At 64.1% G+C, this 16,115-nt stretch carries 16 protein-coding genes; 13 read left to right on the forward strand and 3 right to left on the reverse strand.

Translation table 11 applies throughout. The annotated features are described in order from the left end of the window. Positions 1 to 13 precede the first annotated feature (13 nt). The 3 genes from paaX to paaN form a co-directional block, all read right to left on the reverse strand. Positions 14 to 937, reverse strand: coding sequence for a phenylacetic acid degradation operon negative regulatory protein PaaX (paaX, locus tag NVV94_RS16510; protein ID WP_258443455.1), 924 nt, complete (start codon positions 935 to 937; stop codon positions 14 to 16). Positions 938 to 1,039: 102 nt separating this feature from the next. Then, a complete protein-coding gene (gene paaY / locus NVV94_RS16515; RefSeq protein WP_258443456.1) occupies positions 1,040 to 1,639 on the reverse strand; it encodes a phenylacetic acid degradation protein PaaY in 600 nt (199 codons plus the stop codon). 2 nt (positions 1,640 to 1,641) lie between these two features. Then, entirely contained in the window at positions 1,642 to 3,333 is a 1,692-nt protein-coding gene (gene paaN / locus NVV94_RS16520; RefSeq protein ID WP_258443457.1) for a phenylacetic acid degradation protein PaaN, read from the reverse strand. 370 nt (positions 3,334 to 3,703) lie between these two features. Here paaN and paaF point away from each other — a divergent pair, with 370 nt between their 5' ends. The 13 genes from paaF to NVV94_RS16585 all read left to right on the forward strand — a co-directional run bounded on the left by paaF (position 3,704) and on the right by NVV94_RS16585 (position 16,090). Further along, positions 3,704 to 4,474: a 2,3-dehydroadipyl-CoA hydratase PaaF gene (paaF, locus tag NVV94_RS16525; RefSeq protein ID WP_258443458.1), complete on the forward strand. Its 771-nt coding sequence runs from the start codon at positions 3,704 to 3,706 to the stop codon at positions 4,472 to 4,474. A 49-nt stretch (positions 4,475 to 4,523) separates the two neighbouring features. After that, positions 4,524 to 5,315 carry a 2-(1,2-epoxy-1,2-dihydrophenyl)acetyl-CoA isomerase PaaG gene (gene paaG / locus NVV94_RS16530; protein WP_258443459.1) on the forward strand — a complete coding sequence of 264 codons (792 nt, stop codon included), beginning with the start codon at positions 4,524 to 4,526 and terminating at the stop codon, positions 5,313 to 5,315. A gap of 4 nt (positions 5,316 to 5,319) precedes the next feature. After that, entirely contained in the window at positions 5,320 to 6,837 is a 1,518-nt protein-coding gene (gene paaH / locus NVV94_RS16535; RefSeq protein WP_258443460.1) for a 3-hydroxyacyl-CoA dehydrogenase PaaH, read from the forward strand. Continuing rightward, on the forward strand, positions 6,830 to 7,270 hold the full coding sequence (gene paaI / locus NVV94_RS16540; protein WP_258443462.1) for a hydroxyphenylacetyl-CoA thioesterase PaaI: 441 nt from the start codon (positions 6,830 to 6,832) through the stop codon (positions 7,268 to 7,270). Before paaH ends, paaI begins: the two co-directional genes overlap by 8 nt. Next, positions 7,267 to 8,478, forward strand: coding sequence for a 3-oxoadipyl-CoA thiolase (gene pcaF, locus NVV94_RS16545; protein ID WP_258443463.1), 1,212 nt, complete (start codon positions 7,267 to 7,269; stop codon positions 8,476 to 8,478). Before paaI ends, pcaF begins: the two co-directional genes overlap by 4 nt. A 97-nt stretch (positions 8,479 to 8,575) precedes the next feature. Continuing rightward, complete coding sequence (paaK, locus tag NVV94_RS16550) at positions 8,576 to 9,886, forward strand: phenylacetate--CoA ligase PaaK (protein ID WP_258443464.1); 1,311 nt, start codon at positions 8,576 to 8,578, stop codon at positions 9,884 to 9,886. 348 nt (positions 9,887 to 10,234) lie between these two features. After that, positions 10,235 to 11,224 (forward strand): 1,2-phenylacetyl-CoA epoxidase subunit PaaA, encoded by a 990-nt coding sequence (gene paaA / locus NVV94_RS16555; protein ID WP_258443465.1) that lies wholly within the window; start codon positions 10,235 to 10,237, stop codon positions 11,222 to 11,224. Positions 11,225 to 11,251: 27 nt separating this feature from the next. After that, positions 11,252 to 11,533, forward strand: a complete 282-nt coding sequence (gene paaB / locus NVV94_RS16560) for a 1,2-phenylacetyl-CoA epoxidase subunit PaaB (RefSeq protein WP_258443466.1) — start codon at positions 11,252 to 11,254, stop codon at positions 11,531 to 11,533. An 8-nt stretch (positions 11,534 to 11,541) separates the two neighbouring features. After that, positions 11,542 to 12,297, forward strand: a complete 756-nt coding sequence (paaC, locus tag NVV94_RS16565; protein WP_258443467.1) for a 1,2-phenylacetyl-CoA epoxidase subunit PaaC — start codon at positions 11,542 to 11,544, stop codon at positions 12,295 to 12,297. Next, positions 12,284 to 12,832: a 1,2-phenylacetyl-CoA epoxidase subunit PaaD gene (gene paaD, locus NVV94_RS16570; RefSeq protein ID WP_258443468.1), complete on the forward strand. Its 549-nt coding sequence runs from the start codon at positions 12,284 to 12,286 to the stop codon at positions 12,830 to 12,832. Before paaC ends, paaD begins: the two co-directional genes overlap by 14 nt. Before the next feature lie 34 nt (positions 12,833 to 12,866). Continuing rightward, positions 12,867 to 13,943 (forward strand): 1,2-phenylacetyl-CoA epoxidase subunit PaaE, encoded by a 1,077-nt coding sequence (gene paaE, locus NVV94_RS16575; protein WP_258443469.1) that lies wholly within the window; start codon positions 12,867 to 12,869, stop codon positions 13,941 to 13,943. Between the two features lie 195 nt (positions 13,944 to 14,138). Continuing rightward, the gene (locus NVV94_RS16580) at positions 14,139 to 14,447 is read left to right on the forward strand and encodes a DUF485 domain-containing protein (RefSeq protein ID WP_258443470.1); all 309 of its coding nucleotides are present in this window, start codon (positions 14,139 to 14,141) and stop codon (positions 14,445 to 14,447) included. Beyond that, positions 14,444 to 16,090, forward strand: coding sequence for a cation acetate symporter (locus tag NVV94_RS16585; protein WP_258443471.1), 1,647 nt, complete (start codon positions 14,444 to 14,446; stop codon positions 16,088 to 16,090). The genes NVV94_RS16580 and NVV94_RS16585 overlap by 4 nt, the downstream gene beginning before the upstream one ends. The last annotated feature ends 25 nt before the right edge of the window (positions 16,091 to 16,115 follow it).

Genomic DNA, 16,115 nt, shown 5'->3' on the forward strand with positions numbered 1-16,115 from the left:
TTTGCGGCATTATTCATTTCAACCCGCCGAAACGCCGGTAGAAGCTTTCACCCACGTCCGGCAACGGCCCGTCGGCGGTTTCCAGGGCGGTGCTCAGCCATTGTTCGGCCTTGGCATGGATCAAGCGGTAGATATTGCGGCACAGCTGTCGTGCGGCGCGCCCTTCCCAGTCGCCGGGGAGCAATTCGTCCGGCAACTGCGGGTCGCGCAGCAGCAATTTACGGTACTCGTGGATCAGCAGGATGCGCGCCAGGAAACAGTCTTCCGGCGACAACTGCTCCTGCTCGCGCAGCGCTTGCCAGAGCGGTCGGAACAACTGAATGAACTCGCTGTAGTGAGCCGCCAGTTCTTCGATGTTCCAGCTCTCGCGTACCTGCATGCGCAACGCCTTGGAGGCCAGCACGTCCTGCGCGGTGGTCTCGAACAGGATGGTCTCTTCCTGCACGCCCAGATCGATCAGGGTCGCGTTGACATCGGCGCGGTCGGCACGCGGGCAAGCCAGCACCACCGGCGAAATCGCCCCGAAGCCTTGCCATTCCAGCTCTTCGCGAACCTGCTTGCGCTTGTCGGCGGGCAATTGGGTGAGCATGGCCAGGCACCAGGAACCGTCCCAGGCCGGTGGCGTGCTGCTGTAGACGCGCTTGAAGGCCTTGTCGAAACGACGCCGGCCGGTGCCGGTCAAGCTGTAGTAGCTGCGGCGCCCGACTTTTTCGGCGGTCAGCCAGTTTTCCTTGGTCAGGCGGAAAATCGAGGTACGGATCAACCGTTCGTTGATGCCCATCGGCTCGAGCAACTGGATCAGACTGCCCAGCCACACCGTCCCCCCGTGGGGCTCGATCGCATCACCATAGAGGGTAATGATCAAGGAACTCGCGCGAATCGGCGTCTGTTGCTGAAAGCGTGTGATCAGGTGATTCAGTGGCGTTAGGGACGACATGGGCGTTCCGGGCAGGAAAAAGGGGAAATATACCCGTGCGCCCTGCCCTCTGGCCATGGCCGCAGCATCTGCGACCTGGCTGGGAGGCTCGGGCGTCCGGGTTCAGGACGAAGCCGCGGGCTTGGGCCGCAAGCCGCTGTCGCTGATGCGTGGCCGGTCCGCCTCGGGGGCCGGCAACGGCTCGCAGACCTGCATGCGGGTCAGGCAGCGTTGGGCCAGTTCCTGGTATTCGCGGGTACCGGCCTGTTTCCAGGCTACTTCCTGATCGCTGAGCTGGCGCTTGACGATGGCGGGTGCGCCCATCACCAGTGACTGCTCCGGGCAACTGAAGCCGGCCTTGACGAAAGCGGCAGCCGAGACGAAGGAACGGGCGCCGATCTGCGCGGCGTCCATCACCACGGCATTCATGCCCACCAGCGCATCGGCGCCGATACGGCAGCCGTGCAACACCGCACCATGACCGATGTGGCCGTTGCGTTCGACCACCGTGTCGCTGTCGGGAAAGCCGTGCATCACACAAGTGTCCTGCAGGTTCGCACCCTCCTCCAGGATGATCCGCCCGAAGTCGCCGCGCAGGCTGGCCAACGGGCCGACATAACAGTGGGCGCCGATGATTACATCACCGATCAGCACCGCCGAAGGGTGGACATAGGCCGTCGGATCGATGACCGGGGTCAGGCCGTCAAGGCTGTAGCAAGTCATGCTTATTCTCCGGTGAGGGTCGCGTGACGACGGTTTTGCACCACCACGAAACGCCGGGCAACGAAGGCTGCGTCGGTGAACGAGGCATTGGCCGCCGGGTTGCCGCCGCTGCCATGGAAATCACTGAAGGCCGCCGACTGGTTCACCAGCAGGCCACCGTCGAAGTTGATCGACAATGCCACCGCCACGTCCAGTGACAGCTGTACGGCACGCTCGATCACCGCTTCGTCGGTGGAATAGACGCCCAGGGTCATGGCGCCCTTCTCTTCAATCACCTCAGCGGCCAACTGCAGGCTGTGTTCGGTGCTGTCGGTGGCAACAATGAAACTGATCGGGCCGAAGCGCTCTTCGGCAAAGACCTCGCGCTGGCTGGCATCGACCTTGAGCAGCAGCGGCGTACGCACCCGGGCTTGCGGGAACTGCGGATGCACGCGGACCTTGCTGTCGAGCAGGATCTCACCCAGACCACGACAAGCATCGACACGCTCGAAGGTGGCAGCCGACTGGATCGCGCCCAGCACGCCACAGGCGCGGTCGTTGTCGCTGAGGAAGCCTTCGACGGCCTGGGCCAGGGTCTGGCACACCTCGTCGAGGCTCAGGTGGCTGTCGCCGACCTTGATGCCGGTGCGGGGCACGTAGAAGGTTTGCGGCGTGGTGCACATCTGCCCGGAATACAAGCTCAGGGACAGTGCCAGGTTGCCGGCGGCCGCCTTGAGGTCGGCAATGCTGTCGATGATCACGCTGTTGACCCCGGCCTTCTCGGTGAAGACCTGGGCCTGGCGGGCGTTGTTTTCCAGCCAATTGCCGAACGCGTTGGAGCCGGTGAAGTCGACCAGCTTGATCCGTGGGTCCAGGGCCAGAGTCTGGCTGACTGGCGCTTCGACCAAGTCGACCACCAGGCTCACCAGAGCCGGGTCCAGGCCAAGCTCGGCCAGTACCTGCTGGGCGACCTTGACGGTCATCGCCACCGGCAGGATGGCGGCCGGGTGCGCCTTGATCAACACCGGGTTGCCCGTGGCCAGGCTGGCGAACAATGCAGGATAGGTGTTCCAGGTCGGGAAGGTGGAACAGGCCACCACCAGCGACAGCCCGCGGCCGACCACATGCCACTGCTTGTCCAGCACCAGGGGCTGTTTACCCATCGGCTTGCTCCAGCGCGCGCTGCCCGGCACTTCAGCCATGGCCCGGCTGGCGTAGGCAAGCGCTTCCAGGCCACGGTCCTGGGCATGAGGGCCACCGGCCTGGAAAGCCATCATGTAACCCTGGCCAGTGGTGTGCATGACCGCATGGGCCATTTCGGCGCTCAGGTCGTTGAGCCGCGCCAGCATTTCCAGGCAAGCGCCGAGCCGCGCCTGCGCGCCGATGTCGCGCCAGCTCGGCAAGGCCTGGCTCATGCGTTCGAGCAAAGCCTGCGCATCGTACTGGTCGTAGCTGATGCCCAGGTCGAAACCATAGGGCGAACGCTCCGCACCGATGCGGGCTACCGCCACCGGGCCCTGGAGCTCGAAGTGCTTGCCCAGCAGTGCCTGGAACCCAGCCTCGGCGCCCTGTACCTTTTCCTGCGGGTACTGCTTGATGTTCTCGGGGTAGGCAGACCAGTGATCGCGCAGGGCAATCGCCTGGACGGCGCGCTCGAGGGTCGGACGGTGATGCTCGAACAATTCGAGGGCGGCGTAACGAGGCGACATCGGCATGAAGGCGGTCCTTGAAAGGTGCTCTGCGGGTTGCTTCGCAAAGCGATTTAATTTTGTGATTATTTTGTATCACATCACTTTACTTCAGGAAAGCGATCAAAACTGTATCAGATGAAAAACCTTCGCAGGATTCATGATAATCCTGCATGAAAGACACATAAAGCCCGTAAATATTGCTCACAAGCGAGAAACGAGGCATCAAATCTCTTGCATCGACAGCCATCAATTTCGCAAAACAGGACACGTTATTATTTTTATGTGTTGTTGTTTTGTATCGCTTTATGCGTATACTCCAGCAAAACGGCCACCCCAGCCGATCCAACAATTGAGCCGGCCCCGATGCCGGGCGCGCCCCGCGAGGACAGTCGTCATGCCGCAAACCCTTGCCGTGCAAACGCACCAGGCCGTTCGCCTGATCACCCTGCAGCGCCCCCAGGCGCTCAACGCCCTGAATACCGAGCTGTTGAGCGAACTGGCTACCGAGCTGGACGCTGCTGAAAACGACCCGGCCATCGGCGCTGTCGTCATCACCGGAAGCCGCAAGGCCTTCGCCGCCGGTGCCGACATCAAGGAAATGGCCGAGCGCGACCTGGTCGGCATCCTCAACGACCCGCGCCTGGCTCACTGGCAACGCATCGCCGGCTTCAAGAAGCCTTTGATCGCCGCCGTCAACGGTTTCGCCCTGGGCGGTGGCTGCGAACTGGCGATGCACGCCGACATCATCATTGCAGGCTTTGACGCCCGGTTCGGCCAGCCGGAAATCAACCTGGGGATCATGCCCGGCGCCGGTGGCACCCAGCGCCTGCTGCGCGCAGTGGGCAAATCCCTGGCCACGCAGATGGTCCTCACCGGCGAAGCCATCTCTGCCCGCCAGGCCCTGCAGGCCGGACTGGTCAGCGAAGTCACCCAGCCCGAACTGACCGTCGAACGCGCCCTGCAGATCGCCCAGACCATCGCCGACAAGGCACCGCTGGCAGTACGCCTGGCCAAGGAAGCGTTGCTCAAGGCCTTCGACACCGACCTTGCCAGCGGCCTGCGCTTCGAGCGCCACGCCTTCACCCTGCTGGCCGGCACCCGCGACCGCGACGAAGGCATCCGCGCCTTCCAGGAAAAGCGCCGCGCGGTGTTCTCGGGGCAATAAGCCCTTTACCGCCATCCGAATCGATCGACCTGCAAGAGCGACTGTCACCATGAATTTCGAGCACATCCTGCTTTCCATCGAGGCTGGCGTAGCCACCCTCATCCTCAATCGCCCGGACCAGCTCAACAGCTTCAACGCGCAGATGCATGGCGAAGTTCGCGAAGCCCTCAAGCAGGTCCGCCAGAGCAGTGAAGTGCGCGTGCTGCTGCTGACCGGCGAAGGCCGGGGGTTCTGCGCCGGCCAGGACCTGGCCGACCGCAACGTCGCCCCGGGCAGCGCCGCACCGGACCTGGGCGAGTCGATCGAGAGGTTCTACAACCCGCTGATCCGCCAGTTGCGCGACCTGCCGATACCGGTCATCTGCGCCGTCAATGGCGTGGCCGCCGGGGCCGGCGCCAACATCCCGCTGGCCTGCGACCTGGTCCTGGCGGCGCGTTCGGCGAGCTTCATCCAGGCCTTCTGCAAGCTGGGCCTGGTGCCCGATTCGGGCGGCACCTGGACATTGCCGCGCCTGGTCGGCATGGCCCGGGCCAAGGCCCTGGCCTTGCTCGGCGAGCGCCTGAGTGCCGAACAGGCGGCGCAGTGGGGCCTGATCTACCGCGTCGTGGAGGACACCGACTTGCGCGACGAAGCACTGAAACTGGCGCGCCACCTGGCCACCCAGCCGACCTACGGCCTGGCCCTGATCAAGCGCAGCCTCAACGCCAGCTTCAACAACAGCTTCGACGAACAGCTGGACATGGAGCGCGACCTGCAACGCCTGGCCGGGCGCAGCGAGGACTACCGCGAAGGCGTCAGCGCCTTCATGGAAAAACGCAGCCCAAACTTCAAGGGGCACTGAGACCATGCCAGCACTCAACAGCACCGCCATCGTCGCAGTGATCGGCGCCGGGGCCATGGGCGCCGGCATCGCGCAAGTCGCAGCCCAGGCCGGGCACCCGGTCAAGCTTTATGACAACCGCCCGGGCGCCGCGGCCCAGGCCATTGCCGGCATCGACCGGCAACTGGCCAGGCGGGTCGAGAGCGGCAAGCTCGCCGCCAATGCCTATTCGGCGTGCATGGCCAACCTGCAACCGGCCGACGCCATTGCCGAGCTGGCCGACGCGAGCCTGGTGATCGAAGCCATCGTCGAGAACCTGCAGGTCAAGCGCGACCTGTTCCGGCAGCTGGAAAGCCTGTGCAGCAGCGACTGCATCCTGGCCAGCAACACCTCTTCGCTGTCGATCACCAGCCTGGCCGCCGAGCTTGCGCACCCTGAGCGCATGGTTGGTATGCACTTCTTCAACCCAGCGCCGATCATGGCTCTGGTCGAAGTGGTCTGCGGCCTGGCCAGCGATGCCAGCGTGACTGCCACCGTGCACGCTACTGCGCGGGCCTGGGGCAAGAAACCGGTGTTCGCCCGCTCCACGCCTGGTTTTATCGTCAACCGCGTCGCCCGACCCTTCTATGCCGAAAGCCTGCGCCTGCTGCAGGAAGGCGTGGCCGACTGCGCCACCCTGGACGGCCTGCTGCGCGAAGCCGGTGGCTTTCGCATGGGCGCCTTCGAGCTGACCGATCTGATCGGCCACGACGTCAACTACGCCGTGACCTGTTCGGTATTCGACGCCTATTACCAGGACATGCGCTTCCAGCCTTCACTGATCCAGAAGGAGCTGGTCGACGCCGGCCACCTGGGACGCAAGAGCGGGCGCGGCTTCTATGACTACAGCGAAGGCGCCGAGCGCCCGCAGGCCACGACCCTGAACAGCAGCGCCAGTGTCGAGACCGTGATCGTCGAAGGCGACCTCGGCCCGCTGGCACCCTTGCTTGCACGCCTGCGCCAGCATGACCTGGCGATCATCCAGCGTGACGGCCAAGGCCTGCTGCGCGTCGGCGACGCCGTGCTGGCCATGAGCGATGGCCGCCTGGCCAGCCAACGGGTACGCGAAGACGCCTTGAGCAACCTGATCCTGCTCGACCTGGCACTGGACTACGGCAGCGCAACCCGCCTGGGTCTCAGCTGGGCGGCCGGCACCAGCCAGCTTGCCATCGACCAGGCCGTGGCCTTGCTCGCCCGCATCGGCATTGCTGTCAGCCCGCTGCGTGACAGCCCGGGCCTGTGCGTGCTGCGCACCGTCGCCATGCTTGCCAACGAAGCAGCCGACGCCCAGCTGCAAGGCGTCGCCTCGGCCGCCGACATCGACCTGGCCATGTGCGCCGGGGTCAATTACCCGCGCGGGCCACTGGCCTGGGCCGACAGCATTGGCATCGGGGCCGTGACCCGCGTCCTTGCCAACCTGCAGGCCAGCTACGGCGAAGAGCGCTACCGCCCTTCGCTGCAACTGCGCCGTCAACTGGCCGAGGGGAAAACATTTCATGAATGACGCCTTGAACCTCGCCAGCCGCTGCGCGCAGTCGCTGTTCGAACGCGACCAGGCCAGCCAGCGCATGGGCATGCGCCTGCTCTCGGCAGGCCCTGGCACTGCCCGAGTCGGCATGAACGTGCGCGAAGACATGCTCCAGGGCCACGGCACCTGCCACGGCGGCTACCTGTTCGCCCTGGCCGACTCGGCCTTTGCCTTTGCCTGCAACAGCTACAACGACGCCACTGTCGCCATCGGTTGCAGCATCGACTACATCGCCCCGGCGCACCTGGACGACACCCTGACCGCCGAATGCATCGAGCAAAGCCGCAGCGGGCGCACCGGCAACTACGACGTACGCATTGAAAACCAGCAGGGCCAGTTGATCGCCCTGTTCCATGGCAAATCCTACAAAGTGCGCGGCACCGTGCTGGCGCAGGAGACCTCCGAATGAAAGACGCCCTGATCATCGATGCGGTACGCACGCCCATCGGTCGCTACGCCGGCGCGCTGAGCAGCGTGCGCGCCGACGACCTCGGTGCGGTGCCGCTGCGCGCCCTCATGCAACGCCATCCGCAGGTGGACTGGAGCACGGTTGACGATGTCATCTACGGCTGCGCCAACCAGGCCGGCGAAGACAACCGCAACGTCGCACGCATGTCGGCCCTGCTCGCCGGCCTGCCGGTGAGCGTGCCGGGCACCACCCTCAACCGCCTCTGCGGTTCGGGCCTGGACGCCATCGGCAGTGCCGCCCGCGCCATCCGCTGCGGCGAAGCCGGGCTGATGCTGGTCGGCGGGGTCGAATCCATGTCGCGCGCCCCCCTGGTGATGGGCAAGGCCGACCAGGCGTTCTCACGCCAGGCCGAACTGTTCGACACCACCATCGGCTGGCGCTTCGTCAACCCGCTGATGCAAAAGCAGTACGGCATCGACTCCATGCCCGAGACGGCCGAAAACGTCGCCGAGCAGTTCAATATTTCCCGTGTCGACCAGGACGCCTTCGCCCTGCGCAGCCAGCAGCGTGTTGCCACCGCCATGGCCAACGGCCGCCTGGCCAAAGAGATCGTCCCGGTCGAAATCGCCCAACGCAAGGGCCCGGCCAAAGTGGTTGCCCAGGATGAACACCCGCGCGGCGACACCACCCTGGAGCAACTACAGAAACTCGGCACACCGTTCCGCGCAGGCGGCAGCATTACCGCCGGCAACGCCTCGGGCGTCAACGACGGTGCCTGCGCCCTGCTCCTGGCCAGCGCCGAGCAGGCGCAACGTTTCGGCCTCAAGGCCCGTGGCCGGGTGGTAGCAATGGCCACGGCCGGGGTCGAGCCACGCATCATGGGCATCGGCCCGGTGCCGGCGACCCGCAAGGTGCTGGAGCTGGCCAAGCTGAGCCTGGCCGAGATGGACGTGATCGAACTCAACGAAGCCTTCGCCGCCCAGGGCCTGGCGGTATTGCGCGAGCTGGGCCTGGCCGATGACGACGCCCGGGTCAACCCCAACGGCGGCGCCATCGCCCTTGGCCACCCGCTGGGCATGAGCGGCGCGCGCCTGGTCACCACCGCGCTGCACGAACTGGAAGAGCGCCAGGGCCGCTACGCCCTTTGCACCATGTGCATCGGTGTCGGCCAGGGCATCGCCCTGATTATCGAACGGCTACCGGACTAAAGAATCACGTTTGCCCATGGATGGAGGCGTATTCTAGCTCCCATGCACTCAAGCCCGTGAAAACGGGCTGATACACAAAAACAATTCGAGTGAACTCATGAACATGCAAATTGCCAACGCCGCCGTGCTTGACCCGATGGAAACCGCCAGCATTGACCAGTTGCGCCAGCACCAGCTCGAGCGCATGCGCTGGAGCCTGAACCACGCCTATCAGAACGTGCCGCTGTACCGTAAGCGTTTCGACGAACTGGGCGTGCACCCGGATGACCTGAAATCGCTGGAAGACCTGGCCAGGTTCCCCTTCACCACCAAGTCCGACCTGCGCGACAGCTACCCCTACGGCATGTTCGCCGTGCCCATGCATGACGTGGTACGCCTGCACGCCTCCAGCGGCACCACCGGCAAGCCGACGGTGGTCGGTTACACCCAGAACGACATCGACACCTGGGCCAACGTGGTCGCCCGTTCGATCCGTGCTGCCGGCGGTCGCAAGGGCGACAAGGTGCACATCTCCTACGGCTACGGCCTGTTCACTGGCGGCCTGGGCGCCCACTACGGTGCCGAGCGCCTGGGCTGCACAGTGATTCCGATGTCCGGTGGCCAGACCGAAAAACAAGTCCAGCTGATTCGCGACTTCCAGCCCGACATCATCATGGTCACCCCCTCGTACATGCTCAACATCGCCGACGAGATCGAGCGCCAGGGCATCGACCCGCACAAGCTGGCCCTGCGCCTGGGCATCTTCGGCGCCGAGCCCTGGACCGGCGAGCTGCGCAGCGCCATCGAGGCGCGCATGGGTATCACCGCCCTGGACATCTACGGCCTGTCGGAAATCATGGGGCCCGGGGTCGCCATGGAATGCGCCGAGACCAAGGACGGCCCGACCATCTGGGAAGACCACTTCTACCCGGAAATCATCGACCCGGTCACCGGAGAAGTGCTGCCTGACGGCCAGCTGGGTGAACTGGTGTTCACCTCGCTGAGCAAGGAAGCGCTGCCGATGATCCGCTATCGCACCCGCGACCTGACCCGCCTGCTGCCCGGCACCGCCCGCCCGATGCGGCGCATGGACAAGATCACCGGGCGCAGCGACGACATGCTGATCATTCGCGGGGTCAATGTGTTCCCGACACAGATCGAAGAGCAGGTACTGAAAGTCAAACAGCTTTCCGAGTCTTACGAGATTCATCTGTATCGCAATGGCAACCTGGACAGCATCGACGTGCACGTGGAGCTCAAGGCTGAACACCAGCACCTGGGTGAAGATCAGCAGAAGGCGGTCTGTGCCGATCTGAGCCGGCATATCAAGACGTACATCGGCATCAGCTCGCGTATCGTTTTGCAGCCGATGTTCTCGATCAAGCGGTCCGAGGGCAAAGCCTGCCATGTAATAGACAACCGCAAATAACCACTGACACCCTCTGTAGCCGCTGCCGCAGGCTGCGCTCGCGTGCGTAGCAGGCGCAGGATCTAAAGACCGCCGAGGGAGCCCCTGCGGGACTCCAGCGCAGCCTGGCGGCAGCGGCTACACCGATCGGGGTAAGCCGCAGATATGTAGATGATCGACCGCAACCACGAATAGATTCGGACTTTTGCCCCGCCTCGGCGGGGCTTTTTTTGCCCGCCTGTTTTATCTACCTCCCAAAGCGATACAAAAAATAATTACGACACGTAATTTTGTGTTTGATATTTATTTTTGTATCACTTATAAATATCTCCAGGCTAAAGACCCCCCCTTCAACGCTGGAGACACAGCATGTACGCACAACTGGTTGAGACCGGCGTGAAACGCGTCAAGACCCTGGACGAGATGTCCGGGCAGGAGCGCGCCTTCCAGGAAAAGATCGATGCGGAAATCAAGATCGAAGCTAAGAACTGGATGCCCGATGCCTACCGCCAGACCTTGATCCGGCAGATCTCCCAGCACGCGCATTCGGAAATCGTCGGCATGCTGCCCGAGGGCAACTGGGTGACTCGCGCCCCTACCCTCAAGCGCAAGCTGCAGCTGATGGCCAAGATCCAGGACGAAGCCGGCCACGGCCTGTACCTGTACAGCGCCATGGAAACCCTGGGCGCCGACCGTGACGAAGAGATCGCCAAGCTGCACAACGGCCGCGCCAAGTATTCGAGCATCTTCAACTACCCGACCCTGAGCTGGGCCGACATGGGCGCAGTGGGCTGGCTGGTCGACGGCGCCGCGATCGTCAACCAGGTGGTGCTGCAGCGCACCTCCTACGGCCCGTACGCGCGGGCCATGGTGCGCATCTGCAAGGAAGAGAGCTTCCACCAGCGCCAGGGCTACGAAATCCTCCTGACCATGATGCGACACGGCACCCAGGCGCAGAAGGACATGGTCCAGGACGCGATCAACCGCCTGTGGTGGCCCTCGCTGATGATGTTCGGCCCAAGCGACGAACACTCTCCCAACAGTGCCCAGTCCATGGCCTGGAAGATCAAGCGCCAGGGCAACGATGAACTGCGCCAGCGCTTCATCGACCAGACCATTCCACAGCTTGAACTTTTGGGCTGCACCGTCCCGGACCCTAACCTTGCGTGGAACGCCGAGCGCGGCCACTACGACTTCGGCCAGATCCAGTGGGACGAGTTCTACGAAGTGCTCAAGGGCAACGGCCCGTGCAACCAGGAGCGCGTCGCCACCCGCCGCAAGGCCATTGAAGACGGCGCCTGGGCGCGTGCCGCCGCTGTCGCCCACGCCCACAAAAAACACAACAAGCACGCCGCCTGATTGGCCGTCTGACCTGGAGAACCTGTCATGTCCGAGTGGACTCTTTTCGAAGTATTCGTGCGCAGCAAGCACGGCCTGAATCACAAGCATGTCGGCAGCGTGCATGCCGCCGACGCCACCATGGCCATCGAGAACGCCCGCGAGCTGTATACCCGCCGCAATGAAGGCGTGAGCCTGTGGGTGGTGCCATCGGCGCTGATCACCGCCTCCTCCCCGGACGAGAAAGACCCGCTGTTCGACCCGTCCGACGACAAGGTCTACCGCCATGCGAGCTTTTACGAGCTGCCCGCCGAAGTCGGACACATGTGAGGCCGACCATGAATAACGATCTGATCCAATACCTGCTGCGCCTGGGCGACAGCGCCCTGATCCAGGGCCAGCGCCTGTGCCAATGGTGCGGCCACGCCCCGGCCCTGGAAGAAGAGCTGGCGCTGATGAACGTCGGCCTCGACCTGGTCGGCCAGGCGCGCAACTGGCTGGAATATGCCGCCGAGCTGCTGGGCGACGGCCGCGACGCCGACCACCTGGCTTTTCGCCGTGACGAGCGTTCGTACCGCAACCTGCTGCTGGTCGAGCAACCCAACGGCGACTTCGCCGTGACCATGGCCAAGCAGTTTTTCTATGACGCATGGCACTTTCAGGTACTGCACGGCCTGAGCCAGTCCACGGACGAGCGCATTGCCGGCATCGCTGCCAAGAGCCTGAAGGAAGTTACCTACCACCTGCGCCGTTCCAGCGAATGGATCGAGCGCCTGGGCGACGGTACCGAAGAAAGCCACCAGCGCATGCTCGCGGCCATTGCTCAGGTGTGGCGCTTTACCGTTGAACTGGTCAACAGCGACGAGGTCGAGCAGCGTCTGTACCAGGCCGGCATCATCGGCAACCCGCAAGACGTTGCTGCTGCCTGGCAGAGCAAGGTCGCCGACATTTTCGCCAGCGCCACCCTGCCCGTCCCGGCACCGGCCAGCCATTTCTACCTGAGTGGCCGCCAAGGCCTGCACAGCGAACACCTGGGCCTGCTGCTGGCCGAAATGCAATACCTGCCACGAGCCTACCCCGATGCAACCTGGTGAGCTGATCGGCAGCGACCGCGGCGCGCGCGCGGCCCAGCCTGGCGACTTGCGCCAGGCCTGGGCGGTGCTCGAGCAGGTCATGGACCCGGAAGTGCCGGTGGTGAGCGTCGTCGATCTGGGTATCGTCCGCGGCGTCGACTGGCAAGCCGGCCACCTGCACGTGGTGGTGACCCCGACCTACTCCGGCTGCCCGGCTACCGAGGTGATCGAAGAGGACATCCGCCAGGCGCTGGAACTGGCCGGCTTCGCCGCGCCGCAGCTGGAACGCAAGCTGACCCCGGCCTGGACCACCGACTGGATCACCGACAGCGGTCGCGAACGCCTGCACGCGTATGGGATTGCGCCTCCCCCCTGCGGCTCTGAGGAGCGCAGCACCAGCAAGCGCAGCCTGCTCGGCGAAAGTCCGCTGGTGTGCTGCCCACAGTGCGGCAGCGCCCACACCGAGCTACTCAGCCAGTTCGGCTCCACGGCGTGCAAGGCGCTGTACCGCTGCTGCGACTGCCGGGAACCTTTCGACTATTTCAAGTGCATCTGAGCGGCGCGCCCGCCGTGCCTGCTGGAGAACGACCATGAGCAAATTCCACAGCCTGACCATCAAGCAAGTACGGCCGGAAACCCGTGACGCGGTATCCATTGTTTTCGACATCCCGGCCGACCTGCAGGAAAGCTTTCATTTCACCCAGGGCCAGCACCTAGTCATGCGCACCGAGCTCGATGGCGAAGAAGTGCGCCGCTCCTATTCGATTTGCACCGGCGTCAATGACGGCGAGCTGCGCGTGGCGGTCAAGCGCGTTGCCGGCGGGCGCTTCTCGGCCTATGCCAACGAAGAGCTCAAGGCCGGTCACGTACTCGAAGTGATGCCGCCATCAGGACACTTCTCCATCCCCCTGGACCCGGCCCGTCACGGCAACTACCTCGCCGTCGCCGCCGGCAGCGGCATCACGCCGATCCTGTCGATCGTCAAGACCACGCTCGAGACCGAGCGGGGCAGCCGCGTCACCCTGCTCTACGGCAACCGCTCCAGCTCCGGGGCGCTGTTTCGCGAGCAGCTCGAGGACCTGAAGAACCGTTACCTGCAACGCCTGAACCTGATCTTCGTGTTCAGCCGCGAGCAACAGGACGTGGACCTCTACAACGGCCGTATCGATGCCGGCAAATGCGAGCAGCTGTTCAGTCGCTGGCTGAATGTAAAAACCCTGGACGCCGCCTTTATCTGCGGCCCGCAGGAAATGACCGAAACCGTGCGCGACAGCCTCAAGGCCAAGGGCATGCCAACCGAGCGCATCCACTTCGAACTGTTCGCCGCCGCCGGCAGCGAGCACAAACGCCAGGCCCGCGAGGCCGCACGCCAGGTCGATTCGGCGGTGAGCCAGATCACCGTCATCAGCGACGGCCGCGCCCTGGCCTTCGACCTGCCGCGCAATACCGTCAGCGTGCTCGACGCCGGCAACGCCATCGGTGCCGAGCTGCCCTATTCATGCAAGGCCGGCGTCTGCTCGACCTGCAAGTGCAAGGTCATCGAAGGCGAGGTGGAAATGGACAGCAACCACGCACTGGAAGACTACGAAGTGGCGGCCGGTTATGTCCTGTCCTGCCAGACCTTCCCGATCAGCCAGAAGGTGGTGCTCGACTTCGATCAGATCTAAACGCACCGCGAATCCTGTAGCCGCTGCCGAAGGCTCGGTGCGCCGCTGCGACGCTGAGGTCTGAAGGACCTCCAACGGCGCCCTCAGGACCTGGCGCCCGCTTCGCGGGCGAGCGCAGCCTGCGGCAGCGGCTACAGAAAGCTGCACCCCGCTGTACCCATAAAAACAAAGATCAAAAACAAAGAGAGCGCCCCCATGACCCAAGACGATATCGACATCATCAGCCGGCATCCGGACTTCCAGCAATTGATCCGCCGCAAGCAGCGGCTCAACTGGACCCTGACCCTGACCATGCTGGTCATCTACTACGGCTTCGTCCTGCTGGTGGCGTTCTCGCCCAGCACGCTGGGGCAATCGCTGAACGGCGGCGTCACCAGTGTCGGCATGCTGGTGGGCGTGGTCATGGTGCTGCTGTCTTTCGCCCTGACCGGCATCTACGTCTACCGCGCCAACAACGTGCTCGACCCACTGAACGACAAGGTCAAACAGGAGTGTGCAAAATGAAGCACCTGCTCGCCCTGCCGGCCCTGCCCCTGTTGCTGGCCACCGACCTTGCCGTCGCTGCCGACGGCGCTGCACGCCCCTTGAACTGGAACGCCATCGGCATGTTCCTGGTGTTCGTCCTGTTCACCCTCGGCGTGACCCGCTGGGCCGCCCTGCGTACCCGCTCGACCAGCGACTTCTATACCGCCGGCGGTGGCATGACGGGCTTTCAGAATGGCCTGGCGATTGCCGGCGACATGATCAGCGCCGCGTCCTTCCTGGGCATTTCGGCGATGATGTTTCTCAACGGCTACGATGGCTTGCTGTATGCCCTGGGCGTACTGGCCGGCTGGCCGATCATCCTGTTCCTGATCGCCGAGCGCCTGCGCAACCTGGGTAAATACACCTTCGCCGACGTGGTTTCCTATCGCCTGGAGCAGACGCCGGTGCGCCTGACCTCGGCCTTCGGCACCCTGACCGTGGCGCTGATGTACCTGGTGGCGCAGATGGTCGGCGCCGGCAAGCTGATCGAGCTGCTGTTCGGCATCGACTACCTCTACGCGGTGATGCTGGTTGGCGTGTTGATGGTGTTCTACGTGACCTTCGGCGGCATGCTCGCCACCACCTGGGTACAGATCATCAAGGCGGTCATGCTGCTGTCGGGCACCACCTTCATGGCGTTCATGGTGCTCAAGCACTTCGGCTTCAGCACCGAGGCAATGTTCGCCAGCGCCACTGCCGTACACGCCAAGGGCACCGCGATCATGGCCCCGGGTGGCTTGCTCTCCAACCCTATCGACGCCATTTCGCTGGGGCTTGGCATGATGTTCGGCACCGCCGGCCTGCCGCATATCCTCATGCGTTTCTTCACCGTCAGCGATGCCAAGGAAGCGCGCAAGAGCGTGTTCTACGCCACTGGCTTCATCGGCTACTTCTATCTGCTGCTGATTGTGGTCGGCTTCGGCGCGATCGTGATGGTCGGCACGGAGCCGACCTATCGCGATGCGGCTGGCGCGATCATCGGCGGCGGCAACATGGTCGCCGTGCACCTGGCGCAAGCGGTGGGTGGCAACCTGTTCCTCGGCTTCATCTCGGCAGTGGCCTTCGCCACCATCCTGGCAGTGGTGGCCGGCCTGGCGCTGTCCGGTGCTTCGGCGGTGTCCCATGACTTGTATGCCTGCGTCATGCGCAAGGGCCAGGCCAGCGAGAAGGAAGAAATGCGCGTGTCGCGCCTGGCGACCCTGGTGATTGGCGTACTGGCGATCATCCTCGGCCTGATGTTCGAATCGCAGAACATTGCCTTCCTTTCCGGGCTGGTGCTGGCGATTGCCGCGTCGGTCAATTTCCCGGTGCTGTTCCTGTCGATGTACTGGAAAGGCCTGACCACCCGCGGCGCGGTGGTCGGCAGCATGACCGGCCTTGCCTCGGCGATCGTTCTGCTGGTGCTCAGCCCGGCGGTCTGGGTCAACGTCCTGCACCACGACAAGGCCCTGTTCCCGTATGCCAACCCGGCGCTGTTCTCCATGAGCCTGGCGTTCCTCGGCGCCTGGGTGTTCTCGGTCACCGACAAATCGCCACGGGCAGCCCAGGAGCGTGGTCGTTATCTCGCTCAGTTCATCCGGTCCATGACCGGCATCGGCGCCGCCGGCGCCAGCAAGCACTGATCAAACGACCACGGATGATGAGAAT

It is taken from the genome of Pseudomonas sp. LS1212, assembly GCF_024741815.1.
Classification (GTDB): domain Bacteria; phylum Pseudomonadota; class Gammaproteobacteria; order Pseudomonadales; family Pseudomonadaceae; genus Aquipseudomonas.